General features: G+C 40.9%; 20 protein-coding genes and 2 pseudogenes. 17 read left to right on the top strand and 5 right to left on the bottom strand.

The features are described 5' to 3' along the window. Positions 1–16 precede the first annotated feature (16 nt). Positions 17–2,161, top strand: coding sequence for a Tex family protein (locus tag NYZ99_RS01485; RefSeq protein WP_260573173.1), 2,145 nt, complete (start codon positions 17–19; stop codon positions 2,159–2,161). Positions 2,162–2,306: 145 nt separating this feature from the next. Here NYZ99_RS01485 and NYZ99_RS01480 read toward each other — a convergent pair whose 3' ends face one another. Then, positions 2,307–3,263: an L-threonylcarbamoyladenylate synthase gene (locus NYZ99_RS01480; RefSeq protein WP_260573172.1), complete on the bottom strand. Its 957-nt coding sequence runs from the start codon at positions 3,261–3,263 to the stop codon at positions 2,307–2,309. 53 nt (positions 3,264–3,316) lie between these two features. Here NYZ99_RS01480 and NYZ99_RS01475 point away from each other — a divergent pair. After that, positions 3,317–4,220, top strand: a pseudogene (locus NYZ99_RS01475) (histone deacetylase family protein). A gap of 105 nt (positions 4,221–4,325) precedes the next feature. Then, on the top strand, positions 4,326–5,081 hold the full coding sequence (locus tag NYZ99_RS01470) for a phosphatase PAP2 family protein (RefSeq protein ID WP_260573170.1): 756 nt from the start codon (positions 4,326–4,328) through the stop codon (positions 5,079–5,081). A gap of 80 nt (positions 5,082–5,161) precedes the next feature. On the opposite strand, the gene NYZ99_RS01465 is transcribed toward NYZ99_RS01470, so the two are convergent. From NYZ99_RS01465 to NYZ99_RS01455, 3 genes are all read right to left on the bottom strand, one after another. Beyond that, the gene (locus NYZ99_RS01465; RefSeq protein ID WP_260573169.1) at positions 5,162–5,920 is read right to left on the bottom strand and encodes a sodium:solute symporter family transporter; all 759 of its coding nucleotides are present in this window, start codon (positions 5,918–5,920) and stop codon (positions 5,162–5,164) included. 83 nt (positions 5,921–6,003) lie between these two features. Beyond that, a complete protein-coding gene (locus tag NYZ99_RS01460; RefSeq protein ID WP_260573168.1) occupies positions 6,004–6,396 on the bottom strand; it encodes a sodium:solute symporter family transporter in 393 nt (130 codons plus the stop codon). Further along, positions 6,386–6,823, bottom strand: coding sequence for a sodium:solute symporter family transporter (locus tag NYZ99_RS01455; RefSeq protein ID WP_260573167.1), 438 nt, complete (start codon positions 6,821–6,823; stop codon positions 6,386–6,388). Before NYZ99_RS01455 ends, NYZ99_RS01460 begins: the two co-directional genes overlap by 11 nt. 367 nt (positions 6,824–7,190) lie before the next feature. Between NYZ99_RS01455 and NYZ99_RS01450 the strand changes: the two genes are divergently transcribed. The 3 genes from NYZ99_RS01450 to NYZ99_RS01440 all read left to right on the top strand — a co-directional run bounded on the left by NYZ99_RS01450 (position 7,191) and on the right by NYZ99_RS01440 (position 9,015). Next, the gene (locus NYZ99_RS01450) at positions 7,191–8,327 is read left to right on the top strand and encodes a serine hydrolase domain-containing protein (protein ID WP_260573165.1); all 1,137 of its coding nucleotides are present in this window, start codon (positions 7,191–7,193) and stop codon (positions 8,325–8,327) included. A gap of 87 nt (positions 8,328–8,414) precedes the next feature. Next, positions 8,415–8,678 carry a hypothetical protein gene (locus tag NYZ99_RS01445; RefSeq protein ID WP_260573164.1) on the top strand — a complete coding sequence of 88 codons (264 nt, stop codon included), beginning with the start codon at positions 8,415–8,417 and terminating at the stop codon, positions 8,676–8,678. After that, on the top strand, positions 8,662–9,015 hold the full coding sequence (locus NYZ99_RS01440; protein WP_260573163.1) for a hypothetical protein: 354 nt from the start codon (positions 8,662–8,664) through the stop codon (positions 9,013–9,015). The genes NYZ99_RS01445 and NYZ99_RS01440 overlap by 17 nt, the downstream gene beginning before the upstream one ends. A 29-nt stretch (positions 9,016–9,044) precedes the next feature. Here NYZ99_RS01440 and NYZ99_RS01435 read toward each other — a convergent pair whose 3' ends face one another. Then, the gene (locus tag NYZ99_RS01435) at positions 9,045–10,289 is read right to left on the bottom strand and encodes an NAD(P)/FAD-dependent oxidoreductase (RefSeq protein WP_260573161.1); all 1,245 of its coding nucleotides are present in this window, start codon (positions 10,287–10,289) and stop codon (positions 9,045–9,047) included. Positions 10,290–10,407: 118 nt separating this feature from the next. Here NYZ99_RS01435 and flxA point away from each other — a divergent pair, with 118 nt between their 5' ends. The 11 genes and pseudogenes from flxA to NYZ99_RS01385 all read left to right on the top strand — a co-directional run bounded on the left by flxA (position 10,408) and on the right by NYZ99_RS01385 (position 19,179). Further along, positions 10,408–11,943 carry a flexirubin biosynthesis tyrosine ammonia-lyase FlxA gene (flxA, locus tag NYZ99_RS01430; protein WP_260573160.1) on the top strand — a complete coding sequence of 512 codons (1,536 nt, stop codon included), beginning with the start codon at positions 10,408–10,410 and terminating at the stop codon, positions 11,941–11,943. Then, complete coding sequence (locus tag NYZ99_RS01425; protein ID WP_260573159.1) at positions 11,940–13,061, top strand: WG repeat-containing protein; 1,122 nt, start codon at positions 11,940–11,942, stop codon at positions 13,059–13,061. Before flxA ends, NYZ99_RS01425 begins: the two co-directional genes overlap by 4 nt. 28 nt (positions 13,062–13,089) lie before the next feature. Next, the gene (gene flxB, locus NYZ99_RS01420) at positions 13,090–13,821 is read left to right on the top strand and encodes a flexirubin biosynthesis SDR family reductase FlxB (RefSeq protein ID WP_260575309.1); all 732 of its coding nucleotides are present in this window, start codon (positions 13,090–13,092) and stop codon (positions 13,819–13,821) included. Between the two features lie 19 nt (positions 13,822–13,840). Next, positions 13,841–15,060, top strand: a pseudogene (locus NYZ99_RS01415) (beta-ketoacyl-[acyl-carrier-protein] synthase family protein). 11 nt (positions 15,061–15,071) lie between these two features. After that, a complete protein-coding gene (locus NYZ99_RS01410) occupies positions 15,072–15,314 on the top strand; it encodes an acyl carrier protein (RefSeq protein ID WP_260575308.1) in 243 nt (80 codons plus the stop codon). Positions 15,315–15,338: 24 nt separating this feature from the next. Beyond that, a complete protein-coding gene (locus tag NYZ99_RS01405; protein WP_260573158.1) occupies positions 15,339–16,226 on the top strand; it encodes an LpxL/LpxP family acyltransferase in 888 nt (295 codons plus the stop codon). Then, positions 16,223–16,801 (top strand): flavodoxin family protein, encoded by a 579-nt coding sequence (locus NYZ99_RS20955; RefSeq protein WP_338039228.1) that lies wholly within the window; start codon positions 16,223–16,225, stop codon positions 16,799–16,801. Before NYZ99_RS01405 ends, NYZ99_RS20955 begins: the two co-directional genes overlap by 4 nt. Positions 16,802–16,829: 28 nt before the next feature. Next, the gene (locus tag NYZ99_RS20950) at positions 16,830–17,150 is read left to right on the top strand and encodes a hypothetical protein (RefSeq protein ID WP_338039227.1); all 321 of its coding nucleotides are present in this window, start codon (positions 16,830–16,832) and stop codon (positions 17,148–17,150) included. After that, entirely contained in the window at positions 17,150–18,283 is a 1,134-nt protein-coding gene (gene darB, locus NYZ99_RS01395) for a dialkylresorcinol biosynthesis protein DarB (protein ID WP_260573157.1), read from the top strand. Before NYZ99_RS20950 ends, darB begins: the two co-directional genes overlap by 1 nt. Continuing rightward, positions 18,284–18,718, top strand: a complete 435-nt coding sequence (locus NYZ99_RS01390; protein WP_260573156.1) for a hotdog family protein — start codon at positions 18,284–18,286, stop codon at positions 18,716–18,718. 5 nt (positions 18,719–18,723) lie between these two features. Further along, positions 18,724–19,179: a hotdog family protein gene (locus NYZ99_RS01385; protein WP_260573155.1), complete on the top strand. Its 456-nt coding sequence runs from the start codon at positions 18,724–18,726 to the stop codon at positions 19,177–19,179. Position 19,180 lies beyond the last annotated feature (1 nt).

Below are 19,180 nucleotides of genomic sequence, written 5' to 3'. Positions count from 1 at the left end.
CATATTTATTTGATTTATGAAGGATACCAATAATTACAATTTGGTCAAATACATTATACTTCATTCGAAGCTATCAGAAAAATCCATCCAAAACACGGTTGACCTATTAAACCAGGATTGTACCGTCCCTTTTATATCAAGATACAGGAAAGAAGCAACAGGTGGATTGGACGAAGTCCAGATTGGCAGTATCGTTCAGTTCAAGGAACAATTTGAGGCCCTTGAAAAAAGAAAAAGTACAATTATAAAGTCGGTAGAGGAACAAGAGCTTTTAACGCCGGAGTTAAAATCCAAATTTGAATCCGCGGAAGACCTGACCCAATTAGAAGACCTATATCTTCCTTTCAAAAAAAGTAAAAAGACCAAGGCCGAAGTGGCTAGAAAACAAGGGTTGGAACCCTTGGCCAAAATTATCATGGCCCAGCGCTCAGACGACGTTGAATTCATAGCTTCCAAATACTTGGGACCTGAGGTGCAAAACGAAGATGAAGCTTTAGAGGGTGCCCGTCACATTATTTCAGAGTGGATCAATGAACGTACAGATATACGAAACCAAATCAGAAATCAGCTGGAACGGTTTGCGTTGATTACCACAAAAGTGTCGACAGCGGCTAAAGATGAGGAAAAATCTCAAAAATACCGGGATTATTTTGATTGGAGCGAACCTTTGAACCGTTGTCCCTCGCACCGGCTATTGGCCATTTTACGGGCGGAATCTGAAAAAATCATCCGAATAAAAATAGAACTGGACGATGAGCGATTACTGGAACGCATCGAGAACAAAATCATCAAAACAAATAATGCCTGTGCGGAACACATAGCATTGGCCATTGCCGATGCCTATAAACGCTTACTCTTTCCTTCACTTTCCAATGAATTGCTGAAAAATGCCAAGGAAAAAGCAGATAACGAAGCAATCGCCGTTTTCTCCAAAAATCTTCGCCAATTGTTGTTAGGAGCACCTTTGGGTGAGAAACGGATTTTAGCCATAGACCCAGGATTTAGAACGGGTTGCAAGGTGGTGTGCCTAGATGAGCAAGGAAACCTTTTGCACAATGAAACCATTTATCCCCATGCACCCCAAAACGACACTTCAGGAGCCATTAAAAAATTGAGCTCACTTGCCGACGCCTACAAAATTGAGGCTATTGCCATTGGAAACGGAACAGCCTCCAGGGAAACGGAACGATTAGTAAAGAAGGTGGCGTTTAAAAACCCAATAGAAGTATTCGTGGTCAGTGAGGCCGGAGCTTCTATTTATTCCGCCTCAAAAATTGCCCGGGAGGAATTTCCCAATTACGATGTTACCGTACGTGGAGCAGTTTCCATAGGTAGGCGCTTGGCGGATCCTTTGGCAGAATTGGTGAAAATAGACCCAAAATCCATAGGAGTAGGCCAATACCAGCACGATGTGGATCAAACGAAACTCAAGAAATCCTTGGATTCCGTGGTGGAAAGCTGTGTAAACTCCGTTGGGGTGAACATCAACACGGCAAGCGTTCCATTGTTGAGTTACGTATCCGGTATTGGACCAAAATTGGCCGAAAATATAGTGGCCCATAGAAAACAGCATGGTTCCTTTGGCAGTCGGGAAGAAATTATGGACGTTCCCCGATTGGGAGGTAAGGCTTTTGAACAAGGAGCAGGATTTCTCCGAATAAAGGATGCCCAAAACCCCTTGGACGATTCCGCCGTGCACCCGGAGAGTTATTCCATCGTGCAAAAAATGGCATCGGACAAAAAGAAGGGAATAACGGAACTTATTGGAAACAAGGCCCTTCTGAAGGAAATCGATTTAAAAAACTATTGCTCGGATACCATTGGACTGCCTACGTTGGAGGATATTCTATCCGAATTGGAAAAACCCGGACTCGACCGTCGCGAAAAAGCCAAGGTATTTACCTTTGACCAAAATATAAAGACGATATCGGATTTGCGAGTTGGACAGTTGTTACCCGGCATCGTGAACAACATTACCAATTTTGGGTGTTTTGTGGACATCGGAATCAAGGAAAGTGGCTTGATACATGTTTCCAATCTAGCGGACACCTTTGTAAAGGATGTAAACGCCCATGTGAGCCTGCATCAACAGGTTATCGTAAAAGTTTTGTCTGTTGACATTCCAAGAAAACGGATTCAATTGAAGCTGCACAAAAGGTAAGGATTTCCTACATCAGCATATCTGCATAGAAAAGTTCAGATTGTTGATATGCCTACACACCAACTACTAGAGAAAATTAAAAAAAGAGGAAACCAATGTCCCCTTAAGGGGACTTTAGGGGTGTTTTCTACATACACCAACATCCCTAGTTCTGCGCCCGAAACAAGCGGTCGTTGATACTACTGCCCAAGCCTTTTTCTCGAAAACGTTCGGCAAGAATCAAATCCAATCCGCTGGCATCCAAGGTATGCAAAGCCTCAAAGAGGGACATGGCCGCCTCTTCCATCATTTTGTTTTTTGATAGGATAATAACCTTGGTGGCTGACGGAAAATCTTCCTGAAAGAAACTCAATACCCCTATACGCTTATGGGAATGCTGTTTCAAAGCTTCCCTAATATCATCACAGACAATTAATGGGGTTCTTGGCGAATAATGTTTGAGCAGCATGCCAGGGGCTTCCGGAGATGTTTCATTTTCTGTGGATACCCTTAGTTCACCAACAACTGCCTCGATAGCCTCCCTGGGAATACCTCCCTTCCGATACAAAATGGGTGTGTCACCTTCAAAACCTATAATCGTGGACTCCAAACCTACTTGACACGGACCTCCGTCCAAAATGGCCGGTATTCTGTCGCCAAAATAGTCCCATACATGTTGGGCAGAGGTTGGGCTCACCCTCGTAAAGGGATTGGCACTGGGGGCTGCTAAGGGAAATGGCAAGCCTTTTAAAAGTTCTTGAGTCAAGGGGTGATTGGGCATTCGCACCCCTACGGTGGACTTTCCGCCCGTAATGATTTCAGGAACTATGTCCTGCTTGGGCAATATCAAGGTTAGGGAACCCGGCCAAAAAGCCTCCGCCAAATCATAGGCCTTTTTTGGAATATCCTTCGCCAAGATAGGCAGCTGCTCCATTTGATGTATATGTACGATCAACGGATTGAAAGAAGGCCGGCCCTTCATCTCAAAAATGCGCTTTACCGCCTTACTATCCAAGGCATTGGCAGCCAAGCCATAGACCGTTTCCGTAGGGATGGCAATCAGTTGCCCTTCCTTTAAAAGGTTTCGGCATTTTTCAAGATCTGTGGTTATTGAAGTATTCATTGAGGTCAAAGGTAATTAAGGTTTCCATATTTTTGCACATTGACAGTACATCGATGCTAAAAATCGCCTACCACCCCATTTACAGACATCCGTTACCGAGAGGGTCATCGCTTCCCGATGATAAAATACGAGCTGCTGCCCAAACAGCTTCTACATGAAGGTACTTGTATTGATGAAAATTTCTTTGCTCCTGAAATCCCCAATGACAAACACATTGTTGCCGCCCATGACCCAGAGTATTTTTATGATCTTTTAAATCTTAAAATACCCCACAAGGAAGCACGGAAAATAGGATTTCCGCTCAGCGAAAATTTGGTAGAAAGGGAACGTATCATTGCAGATGGTACTATGAAGGCCTGTGAATTTGCACTCGAATTTGGTGTTGCCATGAACATTGCCGGCGGAACTCATCACGCTTATAGCAATAGAGGAGAGGCTTTTTGTATGTTGAACGACCAAGCGATCGGTGCCCGGTATTTACAATCCAAAAAATTGGCAAACCGCATATTGATCGTTGATTTGGACGTACATCAAGGGAACGGCACGGCGGAAATCTTTCAAAAAGACGATAGCGTATTTACCTTTTCCATGCACGGAGCAGGTAATTACCCCTTCAAAAAAGAAACATCCAATTTGGACATTCCCTTGCAAAAAGGAACTGGGGATAAGGAATATCTTTCCATTTTAAAGGAAACATTACCAGTACTCATACAAAAGCACCGCCCAGATTTTATTTTCTATTTATGTGGCGTTGATGTCTTGGACACAGATAAATTGGGCACCTTAAGCCTGACCCTTAGCGGTTGCAAAGAAAGGGACGAATATGTACTAATGACCTGTAAATACCACGGGATACCCCTGCAATGCAGTATGGGTGGCGGATATTCCAAGGATATTAAGACAATCGTGGAAGCACACGCCAATACATTTAGATTGGCAGTGGATATTTTCTCTTGAACAAGAGTATTCAGTTGTATAATTATATGATTTGAGCTACCTTTTTAATGTTTACCACATTTGAAACCTCAGCTTTTTTAATACTTTAGGGTTAAAATCAAAAAATTGAAGCAGGTATTCCTTTTCATTCTATTATTTCTAGGCTTTTACGGTAATGCTCAAACGGTACCACAAGACACAGTGGATACACGTTGGAAAATGTTCACCTATGATATGGGCAATATTTTTACGAGTGTAGGTCATTCTTACACCGGACCATTTCACTGGAAAGGGAAGCAATGGGCAGACTTTGGTACCGTGGTGGGAGCAACGGGTTTTACATATCTGTTCGATGACAATACCTCCCGGTTTATTAGAAACAATAGGGAAGGTGTTCCAAGATGGATTCGTGACTATGGGGAAACCTACGGAAATCCTGAGAATAATTATATAGCGACTTCAGGTGTTTATTTTACAGGGTTACTACTAAAAAATGAAAAATTAAGAAGAACAGGAGTACTACTTGTAGCATCCGCAACTTCTGCAGGACTACTGCAGCAGGTATTAAAATCTGTAGTAGGGAGAGCCCGGCCACTCGCAGAATTGGGCAAGGACACTTTCGACCCTTTTAATCCAAGCAGAAACTTTCACTCCTTCCCCTCCGGACATGCCATTTTAGCCTTTACGAACGCCTATGCCATAGCAAAACAATTCAAAAATCCTTGGGTAAAGGCGGGAATCTATACTATTGGGGCCATACCGGGTATTTCTAGGGTCCGGGACGGGCAACACTGGTTGAGCGATATGGTTTTTGCCTTTGCAATTAGTATTGCAACCGTAGAGTCCATAGATAGGTATTTGGATTCCAAATACGACCAGTAAATATAATGACCATGACAAAAAAGTAAGTTGGAACCTATCTTTTGGCCCAGGACAAGTGGGCCTGAATCTGCGGTTTTAACTTATTTCGCAAAATAGACATAAATGGCCACTACAATCAGCACTACTGCGATACCACCTTGTTTTACGTATTTATAGGGTGAAATATCCACTTGTTCCGTATACCTTAATTCGAAAGCCTCTTTCCTTGGATAGAACTTTCCAATAACCAACATGATTATACAGTTCATCACGAACAGTATGGCCATTACATGCAAATAGTGAGGATAGGCATCGGCCTCTACCAAGGTAAGCTGCCCTGCATCGGTTATTCCAGCATTTTTTGCTTCTTCCAAAGCGTTACCAATAAAATGGGGCTTCATAATAAACTGGCTGATAATATACAGTGCAGAACCTAAAAAGATACCTATTTTAGCAGCAATCGCAGGGACCCGCTTGGTTAAATATCCCACGACTATTATGGTGAAAATTGGAATGCTATAAATTCCATTGATTTCCTGAAGATAATTGAACAAACTACCTGCATTTGCTATTAAGGGTGCAATAAACATCGCTGCCAACGCCAAACAAATTCCAAAAATCTTACCGTATTTCACAACGGTTGCCTCTGAGGCTTCCTTATTAATATGCTGCTTGTAGATATCGATGCCAAACAGGGTCACCGAACTATTCAGCACACTGTTAAAGGAACTGAGGATGGCCCCGAACAATACCGCCGCGAAAAAACCGACCAAGGTCTTTGGCAGGACCGCACGCACTAGTTCAGGATAAGCCAAATCACTGGAGGCCAAACCTCCCTCAAAATAATAGTATGCGATCATACCTGGAAGCACCAGTATAACAGGACTCCAAAATTTTCAAGAAAGCCGCTAATAATAAGCCCTTCTGCCCCTCTGCCAAATTTTTAGCGCCCAAGGCCCTTTGTATAATCTGTTGGTTGGTACCCCAATAGAATAACTGCACCAACATCATACCCGTGAATATGGTCACAAAAGGAACCTCTTGACCCTTTTCCCCTGTTGAGTCGAATCGCTCTCGGATTGGCAGTCATTAAAACGTCCAAACCTTGCGTCACGCTTCCATCCCCAATAGCCATTAAACCAAAAACAGGAATCATAATTCCTCCTATAATAAGTCCAATAGCATTGATACTATCTGAAACCGCAACGGCCTTTAACCCTCCAAAAACGGCATAAATGGAACCTATAATCCCTATTCCCCAAATACAATATACCAATGCCGCTGACTCCGAGATATTGAACATGCCAGGGACATCGAACATACCACTAATGGCCACAGATCCAGTAATACAATATGACCGGCAATAACACTACCACATATCCTGTTAAAAAGAGTGCCGAAGTGATTGTTTTGGTTGTTACATCGAATCGATCGGCCAAAAATTGGGGTACCGTGGTCAATCCTCCCTTTAAATATCTTGGCAACAAAAACACCGCCGTCACCACCATGGCCATGGCCGCGAGCGTTTCCCAAGCCATTACGGACAATCCATCTTTATAGGCACTTCCATTCAAACCTACAATCTGTTCCGTTGATAGGTTGGTAAGCAACAGTGATCCCGCAATGACCCCCGCCGTTAAGCTCCGACCCCCAAGAAAATAACCATCGGATGATTTTTCGTTGGTACTTCGGGTAGCGTACCATGCGATAATGGCCACAAGTAACGTAAAACCAAGGAACGAGAATACTGAGAGAAAATCCATAAAGAGGGTAATTAGTTGGTTATTTTAGTTTAATACCTTCTTGTGCCTCCTTACCAAATATTTAGTGATCATTAGAAGCACAAAGAAGCGTGTAAATTATGAAATTTACACAAAAGCACGGCAACGAATATAATACATACAATATTAGCTCACACATTTTGCAGATTAAATAAGAAAAACTTTTGCTACATTTAAAAAAATCAATCCAAACACTTAAGAAATGAAACATTTAGCCACACTATTCCTTGTGCTTTTTTCCTTCTGCCTCACTGCGCAAACAAATTCGATAAAAAACAGTCCGGCTCTTATGGAAGGTACTCCATCGGCCCAAGGAATGTCACCGTAAAGGTTAGATAGAATCGACCTGATGCTAACAAATGAAATATCCAAGGGAAATTTACCAGGGGCTGTTGCCTTAATAGCCGTAAACGGCAAAATTGTCTTTCATAAAGCCTATGGAATGGACAATGCCGAAAAAGGTAAAGAAATGGAAAAAGATGCCATTTTTAGAATTGCCTCCCAAACGAAAGCCATTACCGCTACCGCCGTTATGATGCTTTGGGAAGAAGGAAAGTTTAAATTGGACGACCCCATTTCAAAATATATTCCACAATTTGAAGCGGCACAAATTTTGGATACGTTCAACGAAGCTGATTCAACCTACACGACAAAGCCCGCAGAAAATCAAATTACCATTAGGGATCTTATCACACATACCTCGGGTATTGGTTATGGTATGATCGATGGGGATGACCGTTTTAGAAAGATATATGCGAAGGCGGGCATCATCGATGCCTTTACTTCCGAAAAGATTTTAATTGGGGAAAACATAAAAAAGCTTGCAGCCCTTCCCCTGCACCATGAGCCAGGTGAAGCATGGATCTATAGCGAAGGATTGGACGTTTTGGGATACTTTATAGAAATAGTTTCCGGAATGCCGTTCGACGAATTTTTGCACACCCATATTTTTGAACCTTTAGGAATGAAAGATACCTTTTTTTACCTTCCAAAGGAAAAAGCGGACAGGTTGGTTGCCGTTCAGTATAAAGACGAAAATCAATGGAAACGTTTTAGCACCCCAATTTTTGATATTGACTACCCAAATAGCCAAGGAACCTTTTTCTCGGGTGGTGCAGGATTATCAAGCACTGCGAAGGATTATGCAACCTTCTTGCAAATGTATTTGAACGGAGGCGAACTAAATGGCAAGCGACTTTTAAGCAGAACTACCGTTTACAGTATCCTCAGCAACCAAATCGGCTCCATTTGGGATGGCGGCAAGGATTACGGGCTTGCCTTCGACATTATCAATGAAAAAGGCGCCATGGCCGGAGGAGAGGGAAGCGAAGGTACGTTCAGCTGGGGTGGCTACTTCAACACCCAGTATTTTGCAGATCCAAAAGAAAATGTCATCGGTATAATTATGAAACAGACACAGGGACCTGTAAATGACGATACCGGTTGGAAATTTAGACAGATGGTCTTTACGGCAATCGATGATTGATTTCCTGTATGGGAATAAATGTCACTTTTTTACGTTAGGTACTCATTAATCATTAATTTTTGAAACTAACCTATTAATTATCGAATTATGAAAAAGACATTTTTACCCTTTCTTTTTTTGTTCATAATGGGAAGCATATCTGCCCAAAGACTTAATGTTGAGCAAGGAAACATTAAAAACTTAAAAGGAATAACACTTTATAAAGTAGTATTTGATTATACCGATGTAAACATCCCAAAATTTAAGGATGAGGCGGCGTTCCTAAAGGATAAAATGGACAAACGCGAAGAAAAAAAGGCCGGCGATGGTGAGCGATTCAAAAAGGAATGGTTCAATGACCGTCCGAGATAGGTACCATCCTAAATTCATTGAATCATTCAACAAACGTTTTGATAATGGTGAACTGGCCGTAACAGAGGACGCGGCGGACTACACCATGGAAATCCATACTTCAAAAATATACCCAGGTTACAACGTAGGTATCGTACGGCATAATGCTGAAATAGATGCCACCTTTACCATTTATAAAACAGGGGAAAAAGATAATGTACTCTTTTCAGGAAGTTACCGAGACGTTCAAGGAAATGGTGCTATGGGATATGATTACAACTCCGGGTACAGGATTTCTGAATGCTATGCCAAATTGGCCAAAAACATAGCAAAAGAATTCGACAAAAAGGTTTTATAGAATAAACCCAATAATCTAAAAACGCCGGTCTAAAGTCCGGCGTTTTCTTTTTCCATATCCGTAATATGGGCAACAGTCCTCACCAATCGATGGTGGTTCTTTACGAACGGATTGGTTTTATCCCATACATAGCCTGCCAAAACGGAACATATTTGTTCCTTGATCACAGGATTTTCAGAATCGGTAAAGAATATTTTTTGAAGGTTCCCTGTATACCATTCCTTGACGTAGGTAGAAAATACGTTGACGCCTTCCAACATATATTGGGAATACTCGGTTTCCCAATCCACTGTTTCGCCCCTAAGTTCTTTGGCAATTAATTTTGCCGACAAATGTGCCGATTCCGTTGCAAAGGTTACACCAGAGGAAAATACCGGATCTAAAAACTCCGCACTGTTGCCCGTAAGCACAAAGCCTTTTCCATAAAGTTGTTTTACGGATTTGGCAATGTTCTCTATCATTTTAGGCTCAAACTCATAAGGCAAACCTTCAAACCTGTCCTGATAGTGGTTGCTCAACTTCATCATTTCTCGTAGTCTGTCCTCAGTAGAACCCTCAAAGGACTCCAAATACTCCGTGGGACCAACGTACCCTATACTGGTATATCCATTGGAAAAGGGAATGACCCATAACCAGGTTTCCTGGCTCACGATATCAAATGTAATCCGATGTCCCTCCCAGCCCTCAGGTCTTCTAATATCCTTCACATGGGTGAAAATGGAGGAATGTTTGGGAATTTCAGATGGTTTCTCCAAATCGAGTAATCTTGGAAGCACTCGGCCAAATCCACTAGAATCTATAATAAATTTTGCCTCAATTTCATAAGGATTACCCTCTTCATCCACAATTGTGGTTATGGAATAATTCTCTTTAAACTCCACTGCAGTAACTTCCTTTTCAAATTCAATATCAACACCTCGTCTTAAAAGTTCGTCTGTTAAGGTCTTATCAAATTCTGCCCTTGGAACCTGCCATGTCCAGTCCCAGCCCTTCGTATGTTTTTTACTGAAATCAAACTCGCACACCTTTGGCCCTTGCAAGAAACGGGCTCCAGTCTTTACTTCAAACTTCTTTGCATTTAAGCAATCCAAGAGGCCAACAGCCTCAAAATGATCCATGCATCCGGGTATCAAACTTTCCCCGATGACAAACCTCGGAAACTTGTTTTTCTCAACTACCTTCACAGAAAAACCTTCATTGAAAAGGTAGGCGGCAGCGACGGAACCGGAGGGTCCGGCACCGATTACCAATACGTCTGTTTTTTCTTTTTTCATTGAGCGATGATTTCCTGAACAATCATTAACCTAATTCACTAATTATTTTAAATTTGCCCAAAAGAGGCCTATATTTAAAGACTAAGGTATTATTTAAACCTTACAGAATCAACCATACATGCCGGAAATTAAAGGAAGTCTAGGAATACAAGATTTTTACGACGTAATTTTTGACCAAAAGTCCATTGATCTTTCAAAAGAACTATTAGATACCGTTGAGGAAAGTCACAACTTTTTGAAGGAATTTTCCAAAAACAAGGTAATCTATGGAGTGAATACTGGTTTTGGTCCTATGGCCCAATATAAGATCAAAGATTCCGAAACACTCCAATTGCAATACAATCTTATTAGAAGTCACGCCTCGGGTACGGCAAATCCTATCGAGCCAAAGTATGTAAAAGCAGCCATGTTGGCGCGTTTAAATACTTTGAGTCTCGGAAATTCAGGGGTTCATGTTTCGGTTATTAAGGTAATGACCGAATTACTAAATAAGAACATCGTTCCGTTGATATATGAACATGGAGGAGTGGGTGCCAGCGGTGATTTAGTGCAATTGGCCCATTTAGCGTTGGTATTGATTGGGGAAGGCGAGGTTTTTTATAAAGGAGAAAGAAAACCTACCAAAGAAGTTTTCGAGATGGAGGGTATTAACCCTATAAAAGTTGCATTGCGGGAAGGCTTGGGACTCATGAACGGAACCTCCGTAATGACAGGTATAGGAATTGTAAACGCCATTTACACCGTAAGGTTGCTAGAATGGGCCATATCCTGTTCTTCAGCCATTAATGAAATCGTGCAGGCTTATGACGACCACCTTTCGGAAGAGCTCAATCTAACCAAAAAGCACAAAGGCCAAAGAGAAATTGCCAGGGCCATGCGAAGTCATTTAAGTGACAGTTCCTTAACCCGCAAAAGAGAGCACCATCTGTATACTTCTAATAGTGATGTGTCTGTTTTTGAAGAAAAGGTTCAGGAATATTACTCCATACGTTGCGTTCCACAGATTCTTGGCCCCGTTTGGGATACGCTGAACGAAGTAGAACGAATTTTGATAGAGGAGGTCAACTCCGCCAATGACAACCCCATTGTTGATGTAGAAAAGAAACATGTTTACCACGGCGGAAATTTCCATGGGGATTACGTTTCCTTGGAAATGGACAAGTTGAAAATTGTAGTTACCAAAATGAGTATGCTTGCCGAAAGGCAACTCAACTACTTATTAAATTCCAAATTGAACAATATCTTGCCTCCTTTCGTTAATTTAGGTACATTAGGATTAAATTTTGGTATGCAGGGGGTTCAGTTTACGGCAACTTCTACCACAGCGGAAAATCAAATGTTGTCCAACCCCATGTACGTCCACAGTATACCGAACAATAACGACAATCAGGATATTGTGAGCATGGGCACCAATGCGGCCCTCATTACAAAAAAGGTAATAGAAAACGCCTATGAGGTAGTTGCCATAGAAATGATAACCATTGTACAGGCTATCGAACATCTAGGAATGGCCGATAAGGTTTCTTCCAAAACAAAGGTAATGTACGATGCAGTTCGTAACATAGTTCCCCCATTCAAAGAAGATACCATTATGTATCCTTATGTAAATCAAGTAAAGAACTATATTATAAACCATCAAAATATAAAATCATGAAACGACTTTTAACACTTTTAACGCTTTTTTCATTTGTCTTTTCGGTTGCCCAAGAATTGGCACTAGTACGTGAAAATGACCTATTTGGTTACATTAACACATCAGGTGAATATGTTATTCAACCACAGTACGAGGGTGCCAAAAGCTTCTCTGAAGGATATGCTGCTGTTGAAAAGGACAAAATGTGGGGTTATATCAATACTAAAGGGGATTGGGCTATTGAACCTACTTACGACAAAGTAAAGTATTTTAATTCCGGTTATGCTCTGATCCTAAAGGAGGATAGATGGAGATACATTGACCCTACTGGCAAGGAATTGGAAGTACCTTCAACAGAAAAATTTTATGATTTTGAAGAAGGTGTTGCGTTCATTCGCCAAGGTGATAAAATAGGACTTATTGGAACGGATGGCAAAATGGTGTTGGAACCATCCTATGATGAAATAAAATCCTTTAGAGATGGATACGCCAAAGTAAGAAATGGTGAATTATGGGGCATGATCGATAACAAAGGTAAGGTGGTTATTCCCGTGGAATACGAGGAAATAGGGAACACTTGGAACGAATCCGGGGTATACGGCAAAAAAGGAGATAGTTTTGGAATCATCCACAACGGCTCCTTCAATGTTATCGATGGTGCCGATAAAGTCCGGAACTTCCATGGAAACTCCGGTCTCACCTATGCCGGAAAGGATAAAATGACAGGATTTGTAAATTCCAAAGGGGAATGGGTCATTCAACCCATTTATAAAAAAGCTCGTGCGTTTTCAAATGGCCTAGCTCCTGTTGCCGAGAATAAAGATTGGGGCTTTATAAACAAGGAAGGAAAAAAGGTAATCGATTTTCAATATAAGGATGCTGAAGTATTTTCTGAGAACGGTTTGGCCCCAGTAAAAGAAAAGGATTGGGGCTTTATAGATACTAATGGCAACCTAATTATTCCCATGGAATATGACATCACCGCAGGGTTCGCTTTTTTGGCCGGGAACAACGATAAAGGTTTTTTAGGTGAATACGCCCGTTTAAAATCAAAAGAAGGCTGGGGGTTTTTCAATACTAAAGGCGAGCTTTTGGGCAACAAATGGTATCAAAACGCCGAACCCTTTGTAAAAAATTAATTCAATTTCTTTAATGGGAGAGGAAAAAATCAAATATGCCCTTGTGACGGGTGGATCTAGAGGAATTGGAAGGGCCGTTTGTGTTCAACTTGCCAAGGATTTGGACTATAAGCTATTAATAAACTACAACAGTAACAAGAAGGCCGCTGAGGAAACCCTTGCCATGGTTGAGGAAGTAGGTGGTTCAGGGCAAATTATCCAATTCAATGTTACCGATTCCAATGACGTTAAAAACGCCTTGGAAGATTGGCACGAACAACATAAAAATGCAGTAATCGAGGTATTGGTGAACAATGCAGGTATAAAAAAGGACGGACTGTTCATGTGGATGCCCATGGAGGACTGGTCGTCCGTCATAAACACAAGTCTAAACGGATTTTATAACGTAACCAACGCCCTCATACAAAAATTACTGACGAATAGATATGGCAGAATCATAAACATCGTATCCGTGTCCGGACTCAAGGGTACTCCAGGTCAAACAAATTATTCTGCGGCCAAAAGTGCTGTAATCGGTGCCACAAAGGCACTAGCGCAAGAAGTTGCAAAGAGAAAAATTACCGTGAATGCCGTGGCGCCAGGATTTGTTGAAACCGATATGACCGAAGAGTTGGATGAAGCGGAACTCAAAAAAATGATTCCCGTAAATAGATTTGGAAAGCCTGAGGAAGTAGCCCATGTAGTTTCATTTTTAGCTTCGGACAAAACATCCTATATTACAGGCGAAGTAATTAATATCAACGGAGGCATTTATTCCTGATCAATTGAAAACGTAGAGGCTGATGAAGAGAGTGGTTATCACAGGTATGGGCATATATTCATGCATTGGCAAGAATCGGAAGAAGTAAAAGATTCCTTGTATAAGGGAAACTCGGGGATTGGTATAGACCCTCTAAGAACAGAGTTTGGCTTTAGGTCACCGCTTACAGGTATAGTTGAGGATCTGGACCTTAAGAAAATGCTTTCCCGAAGACAACGGGTGAGCATGGGTGAGGAAAGTCGCTATGCCTATGTTGCTACCATAGAGGCAATGCAAAAAGCACAAATCACCGAAGATTTTTTTGAGAAAAACGAGGTTGGGATCATTTATGGTAATGATAGTACTGCCCTCTCCGTTGTTGAATCAGTAGATATCATCAAAGAAAAGAAAGACACCACCTTAGTAGGATCAGGAGCTATCTTTAAAGCCATGAACTCCACAGTAACGATGAACCTCTCCACTATTTTTAAGTTACGGGGTATCAATTTGACCTTAAGTGCAGCCTGTGCCAGCGGGTCTCACTCCATTGGCCTGGCCTACCATTTGATAAAAAGCGGTTTACAGGATTGTATCATTGCCGGTGGAGCTCAGGAAACCAATCATATTTCTATGGCAAGTTTTGATGGTTTGGGTGTTTTTGGTATTCGCCCGGATGACCCTACAAAAGCTTCAAGACCATTTGACCAGGATAGAAACGGTTTAATTCCCAGTGGTGGTGGCGCTACCGTGATTTTAGAAAGTTACGAGAGTGCTATTAAAAGAGGTGCACCCATTTTAGGTGAGGTTATTGGTTATGGGTTTTCTTCCAACGGTGACCACATTTCCACGCCCAATGTCGATGGCCCCTCAAGAGCTATGAAAAGAGCATTGGAAGATGCGAACATTGGGGCAGAGGTTGTTGACTATATAAATGCTCATGCCACATCTACTCCTGTAGGGGATGCTAATGAGGCAAAGGCCCTTTTTGAAGTGTTCGGTAAAAGCAACCCCCTGATCAGTTCAACAAAATCTATGACAGGACATGAGTGTTGGATGGCGGGAGCCAGTGAAGTAATTTATTCAATGTTAATGATGGAGCACAGCTTTGTAGCGCCAAACATTAATCCGGAAAATCCGGACGAGGACTCTGCAAAACTTAACTTGGCCAACAAAACCATAGATAAAAAAATTGATGTATTTTTGTCCAATTCATTTGGATTTGGTGGAACAAACTCTGCCCTTATCGTTAAAAAATGTTGACCAACAATATGATGACCAAACAGACCATTATCGAGAAGATCAACGACTTCTTGATAGAAGATTTTGAAGTAGAGGAGGAAGAATTGGAACCAAGTGCAAACCTTAAGGACACCATAGGTCCGGACAGTTTGGATTTTGTGGATCTGGTTGTCGCCGTGGAAAGCAATTTTGGGGTTAAATTGGTTGGTGAGGATTTTGCAAACGTTGTTACTCTTCAGGATTTCTACAATCTTATTGAAAAAAAACTGGACTAAACCCAATCCTTAGAATTTAGATGAATGGCGACTGAGTGGGAAGGAAAATCTAAAGGTACCGTCCTAGGTTATAAGCTATACATTTTTTTCCTCAACACATTTGGAATTGGAACGGCCTATTTTATTCTAAGGTTTGTAGTTTTCTATTACTTTTTGTTCTCCTTTAGAAGTTCCAAATCCATTTTTTATTACTTCAACAAGAGGTTAAACTATTCTATATTTAAAAGTATTCCTGCCATTTACAAAAGCTACTATATGCTTGGCAAGGTACTAACGGATAGGGTTGCCATTTCAACCAATTTTAGGGACAAGTATCATTATACACATAATGGAATAGAGCATATTGATCATCTTCTTAAAAAGAATAAAGGTGGAATCTTGATAAGTGGCCATATTGGAAACTTTGAGGTTTCCCATTATTTTTTGGAGAACCGATACTCCATTTCAAAGATTTTTATGGTAACCACACATGCGGAACATGAGAATATTAAGGAATATATGGACGGTATCGTTGCAAAATCCTCTATGGAATTTATAGTGGTGCAGGAAGATATGTCCCATATATTTGAGATACACAACGCATTGGATCAAGGAGGGCTAGTGGTTTTTACGGGCGACAGATATCTTCCTGGAACGAAGACCCTAAAACAGGAATTTTTGGGAGCGGAGGCGGAATTCCCGCTAGGCCCCTATCTCTTGGCAACCCGTTTAAAAGTTCCTGTGCTTTTCGTGTATGTAATGAAAGGGCCTCAAAGGGAATATCATCTTTATGCAAAAAAAGCGATTGCAAAGGCAAGAGATCCGCAAGCCTTACTAAAGGAATACACCCAAAGTATGGAGTGGATCTTGGAAAAATATCCTTTTCAATGGTTTAATTATTTTGACTTTTGGAAAGACAGTCTAAAGAAATGAAAGAAGTTTTAATCATTTACTATTCCCAAACAGGTCAGTTATTGTCCATATTGGAAAATATGGCCAAAGATATGGAAGGTGCTAATGTCAATATTTCCTACTATGAAATAGTACCCAAACCTGTCTATGAGTTTCCCTGGAAAAAGGAAAAATTCTACGACAGTTTTCCGGAATCATTTTTACAGATTCCACAAGATTTTGAGCATCCATCCGAAAATATTTTAAGCAAGAAATATGATTTGGTTCTTTTGGGGTATCAAGTATGGTTCTTAACTCCTTCTATTCCAATTAATTCCTTCCTGAAATCGGTCGCAGCAAAATCAATTCTTAAGGACACCCCTGTAGTTACGGTTGTGGCCTGTAGAAACATGTGGATCATGGCACAGGAAAAAATGAAAAAACTGTTGCTTGATGCTGAAGCCAAATTAGTAGGGCATATAGCTTTAGTGGATAGAAACATAAACCATATTAGTGTCATTACTATTGCCCATTGGATGTTTTCTCGGAAGAAAAGATCGCTATTTAGGGATTTTCCCAAAACCAGGAGTTTCCAACAAGGATATAAAGGATGCTGAACGATTCGGAACACCCATAAAAAAAGCCTTGCAATCAAACAATTTTGACAATCTTCAAAATGAAATCATTGAGTTAAATGGAGTAAAGGTAAACCCCTTCCTCATCATGACGGATAAAAGAGGAAATGTCCTATTTTCCAAGTGGGCCAATCATATTATCAAGAAAGGACAACCCGGAAATCCCAAACGACTTAAATGGATTGGTTTCTTCAAAATTTATTTGTTATTTGCTATTTGGGTCATAGCCCCTATAGTTTTTATCGTATTTTTGCTGACTTATTTGCCGAGCTACAATCGAAGAAGAATTGATAAAGCCTATTATTCTTCGGTTGCGTTAAAAGAGAATTGATGAAGGACGTTTATATAACTAAAATTGCCAAATTTTTGCCTAACAAACCCGTTTCCAACGAAGAAATGGAGGAAAAACTGGGAGTTATAGACGGTAAAGCTTCCAAAGCACGACGTGTTGTCCTTCGAAACAATCAAATAAAACAACGCTACTATGCTATTGATGAGCATGGTAATACTACCCACAACAATGCACAATTGACCAAGGAGGTGGTTGAGAAGCTTTGTGATGAAAACTTTACCACCAAGGATATACAATTATTGTCCTGTGGCACTTCTAGTCCGGATCAAATTTTACCCTCCCACGCCGCCATGGTACACGGCTATCTGAAGAACGGCAATATGGAAATTAATTCTCCATCAGGTGCTTGTTGTTCGGGAATGAATGCGCTTAAGTACGGTTATCTTTCGGTTATGACAGGACAAGTGGATAATGCAGTATGTGCTGGTTCTGAACGCACTTCTTCTTGGATGACCAGTGATATTTTTGAAAACGAGGTTACCCATTTAAAAGAGTTGGAGGACAATCCTATACTGGCCTTTAACAAGGAGTTTTTGCGGTGGATGCTATCCGATGGAGCGGGTGCTTTTCTATTGGAGAGCGAACCAAAAGGGAAAAATCCATTAAAAATTGAATGGATGGAAGGATATTCCTATGCATTTGAAATGGATGCCTGTATGTATGCAGGAGCCGAAAAAAAAGAAGACGGAAACCTAAAACCATGGAGCGAGTTTCCAGCCGATGAATGGGGGAAAATGTCCTTATTTGCCATGAAGCAGGACACCCGTTTATTAGGAGCCAATATATTGGTTAAAGGAGTGGACAGCCTCAAACAAGCTTATGAAAAACATGGAATAGGCCCTGAAGACGTAGACTACTATTTACCCCATATTTCCTCTTATTATTTTAAGGAAGGCCTATATGAGGAAATGGAAAGACAAGGGATACCAATGCCTTGGGAAAAATGGTTTTTGAACCTTGAACACGTTGGCAATGTGGGCGCAGCCTCTATTTATGTAATGCTTGAGGAATTGGTGGCATCCGGAAAATTAAAAAAAGGGGATAAAATATTATTACATGTACCCGAAAGTGCGCGCTTTTCCTATATGTACGCTTACTTAACCGTTTGTTAGATGAGTCGGTTACATCCTCCCATTACAAATAAGGAATTTGTCACTGAACTTATACCGCAAAAAGAACCCTTTGTAATGGTGGACAAATTGCACCATTTTTCGGAAAATAAAATTGTTTCGGGATTAACCGTAAAGGAAGAAAATATTTTCTGTACCAATAACCTCTTTTTAGAGCCGGGACTTATAGAAAACATGGCACAAACGGTAGCCATGCACAAGGGTTATACCTATTATTTAAAGAATGAGCCCGCTCCGGTAGGCTATATTGGCGCCATTAAAAAAGCGGAAATTTTTGAACTTCCCAAATTGGGCTCGGAATTGACAACGACAGTTACCATTTTACATGATATCATGGGGGTTACATTGGTGGAGGCAAAAATAGAATGTGGGGAAACGTTGATCGCCACCAGTGAAATTAAAACCGCTTTAGCATAAGCCTTATGGAAAGGGATGGGCAAAAAATAGACATTAGAAAATTCTTGCCCCACAGACCTCCTATGTTATTAGTAAGTAATATGCCCTTTGTGGACAGTACTTCCGTAATAACAGAGTTCAATATTCATCCTAACTGTCTTTTTTTGGAAAATGGATTTTTTACCGAATCCGGACTTATAGAGAATGCTGCCCAAACCTGTTCTGCCATCGTAGGACAAAGTTTTTACGACGAAAAGGATTTTGAAGGTACCAGCAATAACCTCATTGGATATATAAGTGCCATAAAAAAAGTGGAAATTTTTGAATTGCCCAAAGTGAATGAGGTGCTAGTGACCAAGGCAAAACTATTGTCACGCTATGACCTTAACGGAGTCAGTATCTGCACGATGAGCTCCAATACTTTTAGAAATGACGATTTAATTGTAGATTGTACTTTAAACTGTTTGATTCAAGAAGTATAGT

This window comes from Maribacter litopenaei (assembly GCF_025244665.1).
GTDB classification, from domain to species: domain Bacteria; phylum Bacteroidota; class Bacteroidia; order Flavobacteriales; family Flavobacteriaceae; genus Maribacter; species Maribacter litopenaei.
This window is presented reverse-complemented; position numbering and strand designations above follow the sequence as displayed.

Bases quoted from the DNA above. Each gene is read 5' to 3' on its own strand.
- NYZ99_RS01390 (WP_260573156.1), top strand. From the start codon at position 18,284: ATGAGTCGGTTACATCCTCCCATTACAAATAAGGAATTTGTCACTGAA.
- NYZ99_RS01440 (WP_260573163.1), top strand. From the start codon at position 8,662: ATGACCGTCCGAGATAGGTACCATCCTAAATTCATTGAATCATTCAAC.
- NYZ99_RS01485 (WP_260573173.1), top strand. From the start codon at position 17: ATGAAGGATACCAATAATTACAATTTGGTCAAATACATTATACTTCAT.
- NYZ99_RS01425 (WP_260573159.1), top strand. From the start codon at position 11,940: ATGAAACGACTTTTAACACTTTTAACGCTTTTTTCATTTGTCTTTTCG.
- NYZ99_RS01480 (WP_260573172.1), bottom strand. From the start codon at position 3,263: ATGAATACTTCAATAACCACAGATCTTGAAAAATGCCGAAACCTTTTA.
- NYZ99_RS01465 (WP_260573169.1), bottom strand. From the start codon at position 5,920: ATGATCGCATACTATTATTTTGAGGGAGGTTTGGCCTCCAGTGATTTG.
- NYZ99_RS20955 (WP_338039228.1), top strand. From the start codon at position 16,223: ATGAAAGAAGTTTTAATCATTTACTATTCCCAAACAGGTCAGTTATTG.
- NYZ99_RS01410 (WP_260575308.1), top strand. From the start codon at position 15,072: ATGACCAAACAGACCATTATCGAGAAGATCAACGACTTCTTGATAGAA.
- NYZ99_RS01445 (WP_260573164.1), top strand. From the start codon at position 8,415: ATGAAAAAGACATTTTTACCCTTTCTTTTTTTGTTCATAATGGGAAGC.
- darB (WP_260573157.1), top strand. From the start codon at position 17,150: ATGAAGGACGTTTATATAACTAAAATTGCCAAATTTTTGCCTAACAAA.
- NYZ99_RS01385 (WP_260573155.1), top strand. From the start codon at position 18,724: ATGGAAAGGGATGGGCAAAAAATAGACATTAGAAAATTCTTGCCCCAC.
- NYZ99_RS01405 (WP_260573158.1), top strand. From the start codon at position 15,339: ATGGCGACTGAGTGGGAAGGAAAATCTAAAGGTACCGTCCTAGGTTAT.
- NYZ99_RS01450 (WP_260573165.1), top strand. From the start codon at position 7,191: ATGCTAACAAATGAAATATCCAAGGGAAATTTACCAGGGGCTGTTGCC.
- NYZ99_RS01455 (WP_260573167.1), bottom strand. From the start codon at position 6,823: ATGGATTTTCTCTCAGTATTCTCGTTCCTTGGTTTTACGTTACTTGTG.
- flxA (WP_260573160.1), top strand. From the start codon at position 10,408: ATGCCGGAAATTAAAGGAAGTCTAGGAATACAAGATTTTTACGACGTA.
- NYZ99_RS01435 (WP_260573161.1), bottom strand. From the start codon at position 10,289: ATGAAAAAAGAAAAAACAGACGTATTGGTAATCGGTGCCGGACCCTCC.